This window comes from Bacillus sp. 5w2 (assembly GCF_054353775.1).
The window spans coordinates 56,549-74,267 of sequence record NZ_JBTIWT010000002.1 but is presented as its reverse complement, the minus strand read 5'-3'; the positions used below and the strand labels follow the sequence as shown (position 1 = coordinate 74,267).

At 37.5% G+C, this 17,719-nt stretch carries 14 protein-coding genes; 2 read left to right on the top strand and 12 right to left on the bottom strand.

What is annotated here, in order from left to right; genetic code table 11:
• Positions 1 to 10: 10 nt before the first annotated feature.
• The 5 genes from addA to ACXY7N_RS04555 form a co-directional block, all read right to left on the bottom strand.
• Entirely contained in the window at positions 11 to 3,736 is a 3,726-nt protein-coding gene (addA, locus tag ACXY7N_RS04575; protein ID WP_016088927.1) for a helicase-exonuclease AddAB subunit AddA, read from the bottom strand.
• Positions 3,733 to 7,248, bottom strand: a complete 3,516-nt coding sequence (gene addB, locus ACXY7N_RS04570; protein WP_088083428.1) for a helicase-exonuclease AddAB subunit AddB — start codon at positions 7,246 to 7,248, stop codon at positions 3,733 to 3,735. The genes addA and addB overlap by 4 nt, the downstream gene beginning before the upstream one ends.
• Before the next feature lie 116 nt (positions 7,249 to 7,364).
• Positions 7,365 to 7,928, bottom strand: coding sequence for a signal peptidase I (lepB, locus tag ACXY7N_RS04565; protein ID WP_016088929.1), 564 nt, complete (start codon positions 7,926 to 7,928; stop codon positions 7,365 to 7,367).
• 209 nt (positions 7,929 to 8,137) lie between these two features.
• The gene (locus ACXY7N_RS04560; RefSeq protein WP_016088930.1) at positions 8,138 to 8,731 is read right to left on the bottom strand and encodes a TVP38/TMEM64 family protein; all 594 of its coding nucleotides are present in this window, start codon (positions 8,729 to 8,731) and stop codon (positions 8,138 to 8,140) included.
• A 278-nt stretch (positions 8,732 to 9,009) separates the two neighbouring features.
• Entirely contained in the window at positions 9,010 to 9,591 is a 582-nt protein-coding gene (locus tag ACXY7N_RS04555) for a competence protein ComK (protein ID WP_016088931.1), read from the bottom strand.
• 284 nt (positions 9,592 to 9,875) lie between these two features.
• On the opposite strand from ACXY7N_RS04555, the gene ACXY7N_RS04550 reads away from it, so the two are divergent.
• A complete protein-coding gene (locus tag ACXY7N_RS04550; protein WP_016133893.1) occupies positions 9,876 to 10,058 on the top strand; it encodes a hypothetical protein in 183 nt (60 codons plus the stop codon).
• A 31-nt stretch (positions 10,059 to 10,089) separates the two neighbouring features.
• Here ACXY7N_RS04550 and ACXY7N_RS04545 read toward each other — a convergent pair whose 3' ends face one another.
• The gene (locus ACXY7N_RS04545; protein ID WP_080118056.1) at positions 10,090 to 10,302 is read right to left on the bottom strand and encodes a hypothetical protein; all 213 of its coding nucleotides are present in this window, start codon (positions 10,300 to 10,302) and stop codon (positions 10,090 to 10,092) included.
• A gap of 107 nt (positions 10,303 to 10,409) precedes the next feature.
• A complete protein-coding gene (gene cspA, locus ACXY7N_RS04540) occupies positions 10,410 to 10,613 on the bottom strand; it encodes an RNA chaperone/antiterminator CspA (protein WP_000301522.1) in 204 nt (67 codons plus the stop codon).
• Between the two features lie 372 nt (positions 10,614 to 10,985).
• On the opposite strand from cspA, the gene ACXY7N_RS04535 reads away from it, so the two are divergent.
• Positions 10,986 to 11,777, top strand: coding sequence for a phosphotransferase (locus ACXY7N_RS04535; RefSeq protein WP_016088933.1), 792 nt, complete (start codon positions 10,986 to 10,988; stop codon positions 11,775 to 11,777).
• A 71-nt stretch (positions 11,778 to 11,848) separates the two neighbouring features.
• Here ACXY7N_RS04535 and aceA read toward each other — a convergent pair whose 3' ends face one another.
• The 5 genes from aceA to ACXY7N_RS04510 form a co-directional block, all read right to left on the bottom strand.
• Entirely contained in the window at positions 11,849 to 13,126 is a 1,278-nt protein-coding gene (gene aceA, locus ACXY7N_RS04530; protein ID WP_016088934.1) for an isocitrate lyase, read from the bottom strand.
• Between the two features lie 23 nt (positions 13,127 to 13,149).
• The gene (gene aceB, locus ACXY7N_RS04525; protein ID WP_016088935.1) at positions 13,150 to 14,739 is read right to left on the bottom strand and encodes a malate synthase A; all 1,590 of its coding nucleotides are present in this window, start codon (positions 14,737 to 14,739) and stop codon (positions 13,150 to 13,152) included.
• A gap of 220 nt (positions 14,740 to 14,959) precedes the next feature.
• Positions 14,960 to 15,622 (bottom strand): S-layer homology domain-containing protein, encoded by a 663-nt coding sequence (locus tag ACXY7N_RS04520; RefSeq protein ID WP_016088936.1) that lies wholly within the window; start codon positions 15,620 to 15,622, stop codon positions 14,960 to 14,962.
• A 241-nt stretch (positions 15,623 to 15,863) separates the two neighbouring features.
• Complete coding sequence (locus tag ACXY7N_RS04515) at positions 15,864 to 16,520, bottom strand: S-layer homology domain-containing protein (RefSeq protein WP_016133890.1); 657 nt, start codon at positions 16,518 to 16,520, stop codon at positions 15,864 to 15,866.
• A gap of 429 nt (positions 16,521 to 16,949) precedes the next feature.
• The gene (locus ACXY7N_RS04510; protein ID WP_016088938.1) at positions 16,950 to 17,606 is read right to left on the bottom strand and encodes an S-layer homology domain-containing protein; all 657 of its coding nucleotides are present in this window, start codon (positions 17,604 to 17,606) and stop codon (positions 16,950 to 16,952) included.
• Positions 17,607 to 17,719: the final 113 nt, after the last annotated feature.

Below are 17,719 nucleotides of genomic sequence, written 5' to 3'. Positions count from 1 at the left end.
TCCAGTTCCTCTATTCCTCAATTTTCACAACATGGTTGCCATCAAAGAAGTATAAGCATTTCTCTTTCACAGGATGTTGCAAGCTTTTCTCTAGCGCCTTTGCATATAACGAAAGCTGCACTTTATATCGATCTTCTAAAATCGGTTTCGCTTGATCGAATCCGCCTGGGAACTTCCCTTCAATCGTATCTGTTTTAAAGTCGATTAAAGTGATACCATCTTCCTCTTCAATCATGCAGTCGATAACCCCTTGGACAAGAATCGATTCTCCGCTCTTCCCTTGCCAATCTTGATATGCTTCTTCTGCTGCAAGCATCATCGTAAATGGTACTTCACGCTCAACACTTTTCGCCGCTAATACCCTTTTACCAAGATCACTGTCAAAGAATGAAATCACTTTTTCGATTGCTATTTCTTCCGCTTGTTCAAATGTTAATAGTTCTTTATTAACCATGCCATTAATTTGCTCCCGAATCACTTCTTCTGTAATCGGCTTCTTCAAATCTACATGCTGCATAACAGCGTGTACTGCCGTACCTCTTTCAGCGTACGTTAATCCTTTTTTCTCCATAAAACGAGGACGTGTTTTAATTGGCGCACGTAGTTTTTTAATAAAGGCGTTATCGCTACCTTCTTCAGATTGATAATTTCTCTTTATTTCTGTAACAGACTGTTTCGCACGATATGATGTTGCTTCCTCATATCCGTACTTCCACATTAATCTGTCGTACACTTCTTCTTTCCGTTCACTTTGTAACGGAACAGCTTTTTTCTCACGAAGCGCTTCTAGTAATTCTTGTTTCTCTTCTTGAACCGGTTCTGGTGCGAGTAACGTGTTACCGTCTACAATTTCTACTTTCCAGCTAGTGTCATACCCATAAATTTCACCTGGAATACTTCCTTGTCCTAATTCCAGAAGCATTTCACTATCACGATGTCTATATAATGAAGGTGCAATCCAGTCTAAATAACAAGACGCTCCGGCACGTATATGGTCTGGTAATAACCACTCACTATGCTCCCTCGCATCGAGCCATTTTTCCATTTCTTTATTTGCATCCTTAACCGTTCCAATTAAAATTAACTTCTCTTTCGCACGCGTTAACGCCACATATAATACACGCATTTCTTCCGCAATTAATTCCATCTTCATTTTACGCTTAATCGCTAATTGTGATAATGTCGTATATTTAATTCGTTTACGAGGATCAATGAACTGTGAACCGAAACCGAAATCTTTATGAAGTAAGAAACGTTTCATTAAGTCTTGTGTATTAAAACGACGCCCAAGTCCAGCTACAAATACGACTGGGAACTCTAGTCCTTTACTTTTATGAATCGTCATAATGCGAACGACATCTTCTTGTTCACCTAAAGCTCTCGCCGTACCCATATCATCACCGCGTTCTAAAATACGCTCAATAAAGCGTAAGAAGCGGAATAATCCTCTAAACGATGTTGCTTCATATTGCCTTGCGCGATCATATAGTACGCGTAAGTTTGCTTGCCTTTGCTTTCCAGCAGGTAAACCACCAACGAAATCGTAATATCCTGTCTCACCGTACACTTTCCAAATTAAATCAGAAAGTGACTGTTGACGCGCGAATTCACGCCATCCTTGCAGTAAATTATAAAACCACTCTAATTTATCATGTAGTTCTTGCTCTTCTTCAAGCGGTGCTCCTTTTAAGAATGAGCTCATTACTTCATAAAATGACCCTTTTTTCCCGTGAGAACGAAGCGTTGCAAGTTCTTCATCATTTAGTCCAACAATTGGTGAACGAAGTACTGCAGCAAGCGGAATATCTTGCATCGGATTATCAATCACACGGAAGACGTTCATCATAATATTTACTTCTGTCGCTTCAAAGTAACCAGTCGCAAGATCAGCGTATACTGGAATTCCTTGCAGCTTTAACTCTTCCATAATTTGCGGCGCCCACGGCATGGAGCGAAGTAAAATAACGAAGTCACGGTATTGCACCGGACGCATACTATTATTTTTACGGTCATACACTTCATAACCTGAATCGACCATCGCTTTAATACGTTGCGCCATAAGACGAGCTTCCAGCTGTGCTTTTTCTACCTCGGCACCTTCTTCTCCGTCTATCACTTCTTCTTCTGTTTGCTGAATACATAGTAGCTCAGCTGCTACATCTTCACCTTCTGGATAGCTAGCACCTAGCTTTAATTCAGCGTCAGCATCGTAATCGATTTCACCGACTTCTTCACCCATAATTTGTTTGAATATAAAGTTCGTACCTGCTAGCACTTCATGACGACTACGGAAGTTTTTTGCTAAGTCAATCTTCATTCCGCCGTCTAATCCTTCTTGTGTGAAACGTTTATATTTTCCTAGGAATAGGCCTGGTTCTGCTAGTCGGAAACGATAGATCGACTGCTTCACATCACCAACCATGAACAAGTTTCCTTCACTCTCAGAATCTTTCGTTACGAATTTAATAATAGATTCTTGTACGAAGTTCGTATCTTGATATTCATCGACTAGTACTTCAGCAAATTTATTACGATATTGAAGCGCTACTGCTGACGGCTTCATTTCACCGTTTTCACTTTGTTCACTTAAAATTTGTAAACAGAAATGCTCTAAATCTGTGAAATCGACCATTCCTTTATCACGCTTCATCGATTGGAAACGCTCTGTAAATACTTTTACGAGCTGTACGAGTTTTTCTAATACAGGATGCATATCTTGAAAATCTCGTAAGAAACTTTCCGGTCTGCGGCTAAACAACTCTTCTTGTAATTTCTTCACTTCATCTTTCGCTTTATTACGAAGAGCGTCTACTTGTTTTACAACATCTTCGTTGTAATCACTTTTCTTAATACGTTTTAACGTTTGCCACGATACATTTTGCATCGCTTCATACACGCTTGTCCATGATTCACGAGCCGCTGCTGATAACGTTCCAAGTAAAGCTATATCTGCTTGCAGCGTTTCAACGCGAGGCGCTGGACCGTCAGGAAGCATCGCAAGTTCAGTCGCTTTACGAATATGCTGTTCCGCTGTTTCAAGCTGGAATTTCACATCTTCTAATAAGTAAGAAGCGTACACTAAATCTTCAATTGTCTTTCCTTCCACGTCGTATGCTTCTACTAATTTATCGAGCCATTTTTCCGGATTCGGGTGCGCTCTTGATTCTGTATGAAGCGCTAAAATCATACGCTGTAAGTCATCATCACTACGGTCACTCGTATAACGATCAACAAGTTCAAAGAAAATACTATTATCTTCAATTCCGTACTCTTCTTCTAATATGTCATCTAATACTTCTTCTTTTAACAGTTCATTTTCCGTTTGATTCGCAATGCGGAAACGAGGATCCACATCAAGCATGTAATAGTATCCTCTAATTACTTGTAAACAAAATGAATGGATTGTCGAAATAGAAGCTTTATTTAATAAGCTAAGCTGCTTTCTTACGTGCTGAGAGCCTGGTTCATCAATTAATACTTTTTCTAACGCTTCCCCAATTCGGTTTTTCATCTCTTGCGCCGCTGCATTCGTAAACGTTACAACGAGCAGGCGGTCGACATCGACTGGGTTTTCTTCATTTATAATCTTTTTAATAATACGTTCAACTAATACTGCTGTTTTACCCGATCCAGCTGCTGCTGCGACTAAAATATCACGTCTGTTCGCTACAACCGCTTTCCACTGGTCATCTGTCCACTGACTACCTTCTGGTTTTTCAGGCCAATTTTCAATCATTCTCCGCCAACCTCCTCTCTAATTTTCTCCATCGCTTCGCTATCTTTCATATCTTTTAACGTACGGAATTGATTATCTTCAAGTGATTCATCGAACTGACAAACAGATTTGAAGTTACAGAACGTACATGCCGCTTTATTTCCCTTTTTGTAAGGAGCAATATCGATCACACCTTCTGTAATGTCTTTTCCGATATTTTCAAACGTATGGTGTACGTATTTTTGCAGTACATTAAACTCTTGTTCACTTGCAATGCTCGAACGCGCACTAAAACTACCGTCTTTTTTCAGACCAGCAGAAATAATATCAGAGCTTCCTGTTGAAAGTTTGTTATCCATTAAACGAACAACATCAGCATCGCCTAGTACGAGACCTTTCATTTTAAATTTCTTTAAAATTTCTTTCTCAATTTCTGCTTCCGATGCGTCACCTTTCATCTCAACAATCGGGTTATGAATATGGAAGTACAGTACACCTGCCGGTGATGCCGTGCCGCCTTTTTTCATCCACGTATGTGCATTCGAAGTAACAACATCCAAATACGTTAACATTTGCAGTGCTAATCCGTAATACACTTCCGTTAAATCTAGCGCTTTTGAGCTTGATTTATAGTCAATAATACGTAGGAATGTCCCATTTTCATCTTCTGCCTTATCCACACGGTCAATACGGCCGACAACTTCCATCTTCACACCATTTGGTAATGAGAATTCCATCGGCGGAAGTGATCCTGTACCGCCCATACCGAACGGCACTTCTAAATCAACTGGTACGAAACCGCTTGACTTCGCGTGCTCACGTAGAATGATTGATGTACGGAAAATGATTTGCTGTAATTTTTGTTTTAAGTAGAAATGACGATTTGAACTTAATAAAATTTGTCTTTGTAATAACGGTGCAATCTCCTCTATTACTAAAACAGAAAGATGCTCACACTCTTTTATTGATAAATCTGCCCAAGTACGGTTTTCACGCAATAGCCTGTCTGCAATTCTCTTCAGCGCTGCATGGAATAGCTCCCCGATATCTGGCGCATCCAATTTGAAAATATCACGCTCTCTTAATGATAAACCGTGCTGCGCGAAATGAGCGTACGCACAACGATTAAATAATTCCATACGAGAGACGCTTCCCTTAATGGTATCTCCGTATAAATCTCTACTTACAACTGTGCTTAGTTTCTGCGCACGATTTCGGTAGAATAAACTTGATAGCACGCGGCTACTTTTTTGCTTCCATTCATCTGAAGTTACGTAGAAATTATATACATCCCACCAAAAGTCTAAATTCCCTTCAAATCCATATCGCTTCCACGTTTGTAATTGCTGCATTACGTAAGACAACGTTACTTCTGGTGTTGCTACGTATGAAATTTGTTCTGAACGTGATAAGTCATTTACGTCATTTGTAATAAACGAATCTTTCACATCCGGGAACATTCTTTTTATTTTCTTAATAAAGCTAGACGCTAGTAATGTCTTTCCTTCTTCATCTGCAAGCGGGCATGAAATATATAATTTCTCAGTCGCTCTCGTTACCATTTGATACATAACGAACTGTTCTTCTAATAAAGTTTGTCTCGTCGTTGGCGCTAATTCAATTCCTGCCGCGCCAAGAACTTCTCTTTCCTCATCAGAAAGCATACCTTCATCCATAGGTGCTGCTGGAATGACGCCTTCATTTACTCCTATAATGAATGTTGCTTTCACGTTTGATAACCTGGAGTGATCAATATTGGCAACTAACACCTGGTCTAATGACGGCGGAATGTTAGCGAATTGAAGCGCTTCAAGACCTGTCGACATAACATCTGTGAACATAGAAAGTGACATTTTCTCTTCGCCAAGCATCTCTACAAACGTATCAAGAAGACTCATTACTTCTTCCCATACTTGCTCATGATCTGTCGCAAATAAGAAATCTCCGCTCTCTTCTGCACGAATACGTAATGCTTCTAGTTTTTTCGGAACGTCAAGCTCCTCTAAAAATAAGTAAACAGCTTCACACATTTGCATAACTGTTCCCGCACGCTTCAGTCTTTTTTGCATACGAATAACAGGCGTTCTTACAACGTCGCGCAGTCGATTTATTCTCTCTTCCATTTCACGTTCACTGTCTGTAATCATTCCGTCCGTATCGTCAAGAGAACGATAGCGGCGATACATCCACGGGTCCTCTGAAGTCCATCTCTTCCCTTGTACACCGTACGCTAAACAGTAGTTTTCAAACTCATCCATCTCTTCGCGCATCGTTTCTTTTCTTACATCTAATGGATATAAAAGCTCTGTTTTCACGCAGCGGAACACCGCGTCGTAGCGCCAGTTCCCGCTAATAATTTCTAATGCAGAACGAATACATTCTACTAACGGATGATGTGACATCGGGCGTTTTTCATCGATGAAATGCGGGATATTATAATCCGTAAATAACGTTCGCATCACATCGTAATAACTTTCTCCGTTACGAAGAAGGACTGCAATATCTCGGTAACGATACTGTTCATCCCCGACAAGTTTACGAATTTCCCGAGCAACACCTTCTACTTCAGCTCGTAAATTCGCGGCTGTACTAATCGTTACACTTGCTTCACCGTGAAACTTTTCATTCGGACGCGCTTCATAATGAGCTTCTAAATGAGCTAATGCCGGAGAATGAAAACGCGGTTGTTCCATAAGTGGAATCGTTTTTTCAATTTCTATCTTCTCTTCACGTGCTACTTGTTTTATTTTTTCATATGTTAACGTCGTTTCATAAAATAAATCTAGTTCATTTACTGGCTGTGCTAACGTTTTTTCATCTATCGTTAACGTGATCGTAACTCTCGCTCCACAAATCATAAGCTGTCTTACAATTTCTAGCTCTTGCGGTGAGAATGAATGAAATCCATCTATATAAATTTCAGCCCCATTTACATATTCAGACTGCGGAAGCTTTTCGACTAGTAATTGCAGGTAGTCTTCTGAATCTAAATATTTTCCGATTAAAGCACGTTCAAAATCATCATATAGTAGTTGTAAATCATACACTTTATTCGCTAATAGCTTTTGCTCGGCACTGCTACTATGCGCATCTAATTGTTGCCACATTTCATATACGTTTGATGGCGTCACATTGTAACGTTTAAACTCCGCAATCATACTACCAAGATGTTCAAAGAAACCGTTTTGCTCCGCTGCTTTTTGGAACACCGATAATCCATCTTTACGAGACTCTACAATTTTACGAAGCAACATATGTACGCCCGCTTCATCAATGTGAAGACGACTCGCTCCGCCAACTTCTTGCAGCACCTTCCACGCTAACCGTGAAAAACTAAAAACTTGTGCCCGAATAGAACCTCTTACATCCTCGCTTCCAATTAAGGCCTGCTGCGTTTGGAATGTCATCTGTTCTGGCACAAGGTATAATATTGTTTCCCCTCTTGGGCGCTGCTTTAACTCTTCTTGCACTTCGTGTAAACAAAGTGTACTTTTTCCACTTCCCGCTCTACCAATCACAAATCGAAGTGACATGTAACCCCACCTTTCACTTACATAACGAACGTTAGTTTGCTACTATAATTGTATTATAGGACACGAAAAAAGACAAACGGAGTAGTTTGTCTTTTTCTATACTTCTACCTATTATATCAACCTTTTGAAAAATTCGTTTGTACCTCTTGAATTGGCCAATATCGTAAATCAACTTTACCGACTACTGTATCAGCTTTTACAAATCCAAAGTGTCTACTATCCCAGCTCCCGAGGCGGTTATCGCCTACCACAAAAATGTAACCAGGTGGTACAAACTTCTCTTTCGTTAATTCTTCTAATTTAAAATCACCTGTTAGTTGTCGTCCATTTATCTCTTTCTTATATTTCTCTAAATAAGGTTCATCTACGAATTGTCCATTTATATATAGCTTATCATGCTTATATTCAATATGGTCCCCAGGTAAACCAATAATTCGTTTTACATAGTCCTCTTTTTTATTCGCATGAAACACAACGACATCAAACCTATTCAAGTCCCCTACTTGATAACTCACCTTATTTACAACGAGCATATTGCCATCTTGCAATGTTGGCATCATTGACTTCCCCTCTACAACGTACGTTGAAAAGAAAAACGTTCGAAAAAATACAGCTAATAATACACCAATTAAAATTGTTCGTATCCACTCTATGCCTTCTTTTTTCAAAGTTTTCTTCATCCGCTTCTCCCCTTACCCTTTAATAATGAAGCTTGCATTTATAAAGTGAAACTTAATCGGTGGGGTTTTGTTCATCCCCCACCGATTATCAGCCCGCACCAATCGGGCATTTACGGGCAGTTTGATCTCCCACCTAACTTTTTTGCTTCAGCCGATTTTTTTGGTGGGAGTTTTACTGCCCACAAATAGCGGGACAAAGAAGACTATTCTTAATGTAGCTCTAACTTTACTTCGATTTTCTTACCGACATACCATAAAATAAAAATACCAATTGCTACAATGACTGATTTCACCGGATTATGAATAAATGACATTAAATCATGGCCGATATACGTTAAAATAAAAATCATTACAAGCTTTCCGAACGCGAGCGCAAGTCCAAACTGTTTTACACTAATGCGAGATAAACCAGCGACAACATTTATAAGCGCAGACGGTGTAAACGGAAAACAAAATATGACGAAAATCGGCGCGAACCCTTTCCTTTCAATCCATCCCATTGCCTTTCGTACTCTCTCATGCTTATTTACAAAAGAAAAGAAACGACTTCGGCCAAAATGGCGGATAATGAAAAAGACAAGTAAGGCACCCATTACTGATCCAAGCCAAGAATAAAGAAAACCGAGCCAAAATCCAAATGCAACAGCATTCGCCAGTACAAATACGATGAGTGGCAATGCTGGAATCAACGCTTCTATCATCGGTAAACCAATACCAAGAAGTGGTCCGAACGCTTTATAACTTTCAACAATATGATCCATATTTTCTGGTGAAAAATAATCTTTGATTGTCTGAAAATCCATTCTACACTTTACCCCTTTACTCTAAATACTACCTCTACTGTATCATCGCTTATAAGAAAGAGGAAATGGTAGATACGACATATGGAGATGTATTTATTAAAGTTTCCATATCTTTCATGAGAATTCCTTCATTATTTAGCTATGATAATCTATCAATATTCGACAGGATGTGTCGTATGTTTGGTTACTTGGGTGATTTTTCTCAGTACTTGTCACGACAAGTGAAATTATATCGACTTACCGACAAATAAAAAAAGATGGGGTTTTCCCCCATCTTTTCAAACTTCGCCTTCCTTAACAAAATACACTTTCTCGTATGCTGGTTTTAATTTAGATTCTTCACTTTTATCAATTAGTTTAAAGGAAGGGTTCCCTTGTTTTTTTCTACAATCTTCATATTCAGTACGCAATTTCGCTGTACGATTTTGTTGATTTTCAAAACTACTTTTTGATATTTCTAATTTCACAGCAAAGCCATTTATAAATCGAACAATGACATTTCCATCTTTTGACTGTTTATTACTTTCGATATAAAAATGAGACAACCAAGCGCACTCTTTTCTAGAGTAAGAATAAGTAGGGAAAAAATAAAGTTGATCTGTCGGACTAATCGCAATCGGTGCTTTATGTGTAATATGAGTTAACTCTTTCGTTCCTTCTTTTCTGCCTAAGAAGCTAGAGCCATGCTTACGGCAACTTCTTTCTATAATATCTAGTGGCTTTTGAAATACGAAAAAAGAATCTTCCCTCTCAACAACTCGTGTAACAATTTTCTTCTCACTCAAAATAACAGGAAGTAAGGCCATTGTATTTTTATTTACCACATAGTTTTCGACATAGCGCTCTACTTTACTTTCCATATTCTACTGTCTCCTTTTTTCTATTTATATTAGCAGCTGCATATGTAATTTTAGCATCTATGAGACGAAAATAGGCTACAGATTCCGCTTTTTTACAATACTTTATCATTTATCAAACATTTTTTAAATTAAAAAATAATTATATAGCGATTAAATAATAAACAACCTAAACAAAATGTATTTATACTATCTATAAATATTTACAATCACTTCCTCATTTCGCATCATTACGACAATTAACTTTGCTATAATTAAAAGGAAAATCCAATATATGGAGGTCCACTATGGAAGAAAAAGAAATTCAACCAACGATTCAAATGAAAAATAGTAGTATTGTGATTGTGAAAAACTCAGCTAGTATTATATTTGGGCTATTTTTCATTCTCTTATTCTTTGCAAAGCCTTTTCGTACATCGAAATGCTCTGAATGTAAGAAACGCGAGAAGAAAAAGGTTGAAAAAGAATAGTAAAAGGCCTTCCATTTCGGAAAGCCTTTTACTATTCTTCATATTCATATTTTCTTCCAAGATTCTTTGTATCTCTTTCAATTTGTAATAGAACTATATATCGATCCTCATCTAAAACAGGAGAATGAGATTTCTTCAAATCGATTAACGTCACTTTATCATGTTCATACGTTTTCGCATACGCTTTTATCTCTTCAATCGTATTGTTTAAGTCTTCTTCGTTACCTCTACGAACATTGAGTATGACTTCATTTGTATACTTTTCCCCAAAATATAATCATTATGCTCGTATATTACAACAAAAAAAGGGATGGCAGCAGCCATCCCTTTTTTCCATAATAAACTATAAAATTATAGTTTGATTACGTTTTTAGCTTGAGGTCCACGGTTACCTTCTTCGATTTCGAAGCTAACTTTTTGACCTTCTTCTAGAGATTTGAAACCTTCAGTTTCGATTGCAGAGAAATGTACGAATACATCGTTTTCGCCTGGAACTTCGATGAAACCGAAGCCTTTTTCGTTGTTAAACCATTTTACTTGTCCTGTTACTGCCATAATTATTTCCTCCTAAAGAAAACACAATTTATTTTAGTCTTCCTGTCTAAAAAAAGAATCCACACATTATCAAATACGAAACATAAACTAGTTCTCACATACTTTTTCTCGTTCGTTTTCAGCACTTGATAACATATGGATTGCTTAATTTAACTATTCAACTGACACCATCATAGCACACTTAAAATGAAATGTACAATCTTTTTTGAAAATAACTGACAAATTAAATTGATTGTACATACACAAATATTTGATTTTAACATATACGGATTTCACTATAAAGTGAACACACACATCATTCGAATGCGATTACATCCCTTATTCTAAGGTGTTACAATATAATCGTACAGTCGTGATAATGGAGGGGATTATATGCCAAACTACGCTAACGAAGAAAAGCTTACAGGGGGAAATGTATCCAATGTATATCGTTCTGAAAATACTGTTCGTAGAGAATTAAAGCCAGACAGTACAAAAATTCATAAGTTATTACAACACTTAGAAAACAAAGGGTTTCATCATGCTCCAAAGTTTTTAGGTGTAGATGAAAAAGATAGAGAAATTTTATCCTTTATTGAAGGAGAATCTGGGAATTATCCGTTAAAAGAATATATGCGGTCTAATGCTGTTTTAAAAGAACTAGCAAAGATGCTTCGTCTGTACCATGATGCTGTAAGTGATTTTCCTTTATTAGATGATTGGAAACCGATGGATCATACTCCAAATAATATTGAGGTTGTATGCCATAACGATTTTGCCATATACAATATTATTTTTAATCAAGAAAAACCAGTAGGCATTATTGATTTTGATGTTGCTGCTCCTGGTCCAAGAATTTGGGATATCGCCTATACGCTTTATACTTGTGTACCTTTAAGTAGAATGTATTATACAGAATCGGGTGAGGCCGTTCATTATGAATCGTCACGACATGCTGCCCATACGAAAGAAAGAGTGAAGTTGTTTGTCCAGTCCTACGGTAAAAGTATGGACGAAGATTACGTAGGTATGGTACTACTACGCCTAGAAGCGTTATGTGCCTATATGAAACGAAAAGCGCAAGAAGGCGACTTGAATTTCCAAAGAATGATTGATGAAGGACATTTAGAGCATTATAAGAAAGATATTGCATTCATTCGTACGCATGGGAAAGAATGGATTTGATAATATCTTCTTTTTTGTCGAATCGTTCATAAAATAACAAGGGGCACCCTTGAAAAAGGTGCCCTTTCCTTTTATTTCGTAAACTGTGCTTCTTCCGTAGATCCTTTTAATGCTGTCGTTGATGATGTACCGCCTGTAATAACTTGTGCTACTTCATCAAAGTAACCTGTCCCTACTTCTCGTTGATGACGAGTTGCAGAGTAGCCGTGTTTTTCTGCTGCGAATTCTGCTTGTTGTAGTTCTGAGTACGCTGCCATGCCGCGCTCTTTATAGCCACGCGCCAATTCAAACATGCCGTAGTTTAATGAGTGGAATCCAGCTAGCGTTACGAACTGGAACTTATAACCGTAAGATGCGATTTCTTTTTGGAAGCTCGCAATTGTTTTCTCATCTAGTTTTTGTTTCCAGTTGAATGAAGGTGAACAGTTATATGCAAGCAATTTCCCTGGATGCTCTTTATGAATTGCATCTGCAAATCGTTTTGCATCTTCTAAATTTGGTTCAGACGTTTCGCACCAAACGAGATCTGCATAAGGAGCGTATGCTAAACCACGTGCAATCGCTTGATCAAGACCTGCTTTCGTACGGTAAAACCCTTCTGGAGTTCTTTCTCCTGTAATAAATGCTTTATCAACCGGATCAATATCGCTCGTAATTAAATCAGCTGCATCCGCATCTGTTCTTGCAACGATAATGGTCGGCACTCCCATTACGTCTGCTGCAAGACGTGCCGAAATTAAATTACGTACCGCTGTTTGCGTAGGTAATAATACTTTTCCGCCTAAATGGCCGCATTTTTTCTCTGAAGATAATTGGTCTTCAAAGTGCACGCCAGATGCACCTGCTTCAATCATACCTTTCATCAGTTCAAATACGTTTAATTGTCCGCCAAATCCAGCTTCTGCATCTGCTACAATCGGTACGAAATAATCTGTATCACCGCTTCCTTCCATATGCTGAATTTGATCCGCACGTTGAAGTGTTTGATTAATTCGTTTTACTACAGCAGGTACGCTGTTCGCTGGGTATAAACTTTGGTCTGGATACATATGTCCAGAAAGGTTCGCATCCGCAGCGACTTGCCATCCACTTAAATAAATTGCTTGTAACCCAGCTTTTACTTGTTGCATCGCTTGGTTTCCTGTTAATGCGCCTAGTGCGTTAATGTAATCTTCCGTATGAAGCGACGACCAAAGCTTTTCAGCACCACGGCGCGCTAATGTATGTTCAATATCAATTGATCCTCGCAGGCGAATTACATCTTCTGCCGAATATGGACGTGTGATCCCTTTCCAGCGCGTATCTAATTCCCAGCTCTCTTGTAATTTCTCGATTCTTTCGTTTTTCATATGATCCATCCCCTTTTCATTTTTTATAAAATTTCATAACCCGGTAATGTTAAAAATGGTACGAATTCATCATTCCGAACGAGATTGGTAAACAACGTTGTTGCCTCTTGGAATCTCCCTTTCTGAAAGGCCTCTTTACCAATCTCTCTTTCTATTTTTTCTAATTCTTCTTCTTTTAGCTCTTCCATCAATTCAAGCGTAATATTACGGCCATCATGTAGCTTTCCACCTTCATGGCGAATCCATTGCCATACTTGTGCCCTAGAAATTTCCGCTGTTGCCGCATCTTCCATTAAGTTATAAATTGGCGCTGCTCCCCGTCCACTTAACCAAGATGCGATATATTGAATACCTACGCTAATATTTAGGCGAAGCCCCTCTTCTGTAATCGTTCCCACTGGTACTTCTAATAAATCCTTTTCTGTAACATGTATTTCTTCACGTTTTCTAAAAATTTGATTCGGTGTTTTCATAATGTGATTAAATACTTCCATCGCGACTGGTACAAGTCCCGGGTGGGCAACCCAAGTCCCGTCATGACCGTCTAAAGCTTCGCGCTCTTTATCTGCACGCACTTTTTCAAATGCTTCTTCATTCGCTTCTGGATTGTTTTTAATCGGAATTTGTGCTGCCATTCCACCAATTGCCGGTGCATTGCGGCGGTGGCACGTTTGAATTACTTTCAAAGAATACGCGCGCATAAACGGCGCCGTCATCGTGACTTGCGCTCTATCTGGAAGTAAAAATTTATTATGATTACGGAAACTCTTTAGAAAACTGAAAATATAATCCCATCTTCCGCAATTTAATCCAGCAGAATGATCTTTAAGCTCATACAAAATTTCATCCATTTCAAACGAAGCGTGAATCGTTTCCAGTAACACCGTCGCTTTAATCGTTCCGTTTGGAATACCGATATATTTTTGAGCAAATATGAAAACATCATTCCATAACCTTGCTTCTAAATGGCTTTCCATTTTCGGTAAGTAAAAGTATGGACCGCTTCCTTTTGCTAAAAGAGCTTTCGCATTATGGAAAAAATAGAGTCCGAAATCTACTAAGCTACCAGACATATTCTTCCCATCAACTTGCATATGTTTTTCTTCTAAATGCCATCCTCTTGGACGCACAATTAATACTGCTGTTTTACTATTTAAATGATATTCTTTTCCGTTATCATTTTTATGCGAAATCGTTCCCTGCACTGCATCTCGTAAGTTTATTTGACCTTCAATCGCATTTTCCCAAGTTGGTGAATTCGAATCTTCAAAATCCGCCATAAAAAGATGCGCTCCTGAATTTAAAGCGTTAATAACCATCTTTCTATCTACTGGTCCCGTAATCTCTACACGGCGATCCTCTAAATCTTTTGGCAGTTTGGCAATTGTCCAATCCGCTTCACGTATACGTTTTGTTTCTTCTAAAAACTTCGGAAACTCTCCTGCATCAATTCTTTTTTGTTTCTCCGCACGCTTTTGTAAAAGTTCTATGCGGCGCTCATTGAAATTTTCATGTAGTTCCTTTAAAAAACTAAGCGCCTCAGGTGTCAATATTTCGTTGTACGCTGGTAACATTTCTCCGACGAGTGTAACCCGTGAAGTTTGCGTCGACATATTAGCATCCCCTTCTTAAACTGTTTTATAACAGATTTGATTTTATGTTTTATATTATATAACAAATCTTCAGAAAAGGAAGTTTTTTTTGAAAATTCATTTCGTTTTTTTCCAAAATGCTTTTCTTTCGCGCTTTATTCCATACAAAAAAAGGTCACTGTTATACAACAATGACCTTTTTGTATTATTTTCCAAACCTCAATTTACTAATTAAACCTTATTACTGTCCTTGTTCCATATCATGCAAAATTGCTTTATATAAAAACTGTGCGTATTGTTCTCTTTTTACTTTCATGGAAGGACCGAATTTATTATCTCCGATTCCCGCTGTAATACCATTTGTTTGTATTGCACTAATTGCATTCGTTGCCCATGAATTCGCTGAAACATCATTAAAATTATGAGGACCCTTCGCCTGTAACTCAAACGCATTCGTAAGAACTTGCGCCATTTCTGCACGAGTTAACGTTGCTTTCGGTCTAAAGTTTCCATGCTCATCTCCCATGAAAATTTCTAGTTCCGTTAAAGCTAATATTTCTTCAATAAAGTTTGTTGAGTTTTCATCGATATCCCCATATGGGTTTTCATATTCATCTTGTTCTTCTATATCAAACACACGATAAATTAAAGCTGCAACTTGCTCACGTGTTACATCATCTCCAAAACCGAAAATTCCATCTCCATATCCAAAAATAATTTCGTTTGCCGCTAAATTATGAATTGCCTCTTCTGACCAATGTCCTTTTGGTACATCTTTAAATACAATTGGATTTGTATTTTGTAACGGTGCACTTTCCGCTTTTACATTGTTACTCTCTGCTGAGAATAACATCCCACCCATAATTGTTAATGCCGTAGCTGTTTTTAATAATTTTTTGCTCATCAAATTATCTCCCCAATATGTATATGTTTTTAAAAAATATACATAACAAATGGTATAGTGACAATAGATTTCTCGACACATTTCGTGACGGTTTTGTGAATCATATTACATATCATGTCTTTTTTACGGGGTTGATTATAAAGCTCATGTACAACAATAAAAATACATAAAAACGCATAATAATTCTTCTATAAACAAACAAAAAGCACAAATAGTTCTATTTGTGCTTTCCTATTTCACCCTATTTCCAATCCTCTTTCAAATGATAATTAATAATTGCGTTATTTATAAACTGAGCATATTGTTCTCTCGGTACGAAGCTATTTAATTCATACATACCTTTTCCAGTTCCTGTCACAACTTGATTAGATTGTAATGCACTAATTGCACCTTCTGCCCAATGTCCTTTTGGCACATCTTTAAATGTATGCTTTTGTTTTGCTTCGAAAGTATATGCCTTTTGAAGTGCTACTGCCATTTCAGCTCGAGTAATTGGTGCTTTCGGTCTAAAGTTTCCGTTTGCATCACCTTTAAAAACACCACGTTTTGTTAACGCTAAAATTTCCTTTTGGAAATTAGTTGAACTTCCAGAAATATCTTTGTATGGATTCGCTACTGCCCCTTCGTCTTTCATTTCAAGTGTTTTGTAAATAACCCCAGCTACTTGTTCACGTGTTGTAAGATCTCCAACACCATACTTTCCATTTCCGTATCCAACTATAATTTTATTATAAGCTAAGTCTAAAATAGCATCATATGCCCAAAATCCGTATGGAACATCATCAAATACAATCATTTCCGGATATTCTTCCGCTTTTACAGGGGCCACATTCGTTCCTGTAAATATACCGCCTACCATTGTCGCAATCATCATTACACCCAATATTTTTTTCTTCATTGTCCTCTCTCCCTATTTCTATTTTATGTTAAATAGAAAAATAATAGATAATACGAAGTTATCCATACTACATATGAAGTATTTCCAAATAACATGAGCAAATATTTTTAGCCATGCATTTTAATAAGCTTCACTGCTTTAGGAGTATTCATTTATTGATGAATGTACGATAAAATGCAAATCTTCTAGAAGAAACATTTTTACTACCTTTCTGCTTCATACCTCCTTCTTCTATTGTCAAAAAGGAAGCTGTCAAATCTAAGGTGTTATATAATGAAATATTCTACAATCTCTTTGTGAACTCCTTTGCATTTTTAAATTTCACTTTATTGACACAAAAAGACGCAAATAATATATATTTGCGTCTTTTGTAATTCTATATGAATTAATAACGATTTTGTCCAAATCTAGCACAAATAGTAAACTAGATTAATTATTTAATGCTTTCATTACCATTGCATTTTTTAAAAACACCGCAAATTGCTCACGTGTTACAAAAGTATTCGGCTCATATTGTCCATTACCCATCCCTTTAACAACATCATTAGATTGCAACGCACTAATTGCATCTGTTGCCCAATGGGTATCTGGTACATCTGTAAATGTATGCTTCTGTTTCACTTTAAATTCATAGGCGTTCACAATAATTTGTGCCAGCTGTGCACGAGTTACTGGATCCTTCGGACGAAATGTGTTATTTTCGTATCCTGCGAAAATTCGACGAGTCGTTAATGCTTTAATTTCATAAGCAAAATTTGTTGTGCTTTCATTGATATCTGTATATGGATTGTCTAATAGTTCTAGATTATTTGGTATTTTAAGAGCATGAGCAATTACAGCTGCCGCTTGCTCACGTGTTACATTATCTTTAGCACCAAATGTTCCATTTCCATAACCAACCATGATTTTATGATATGCTAAATCATAGATTGCATCCTTCGACCAATGATCCTCGGCTACATCAGTAAATACAATCATTTCTGGCTCATGCACTGGCCATTCTTCTGCACTAGTACTATTTGCACTCACAAATACTCCACTTAATAAAGTCATCGCTGTGATTCCTTTTAATACGTGCTGTCTCATTACGTCCATCCACCCTTTTTTCTTTTCTCTCTTTTTCCCTTTATTTACTAATTTATTGTATAAAACATGTAAATAAATTGCAATATCTTCTTATTGAAATGAAAATGATATCT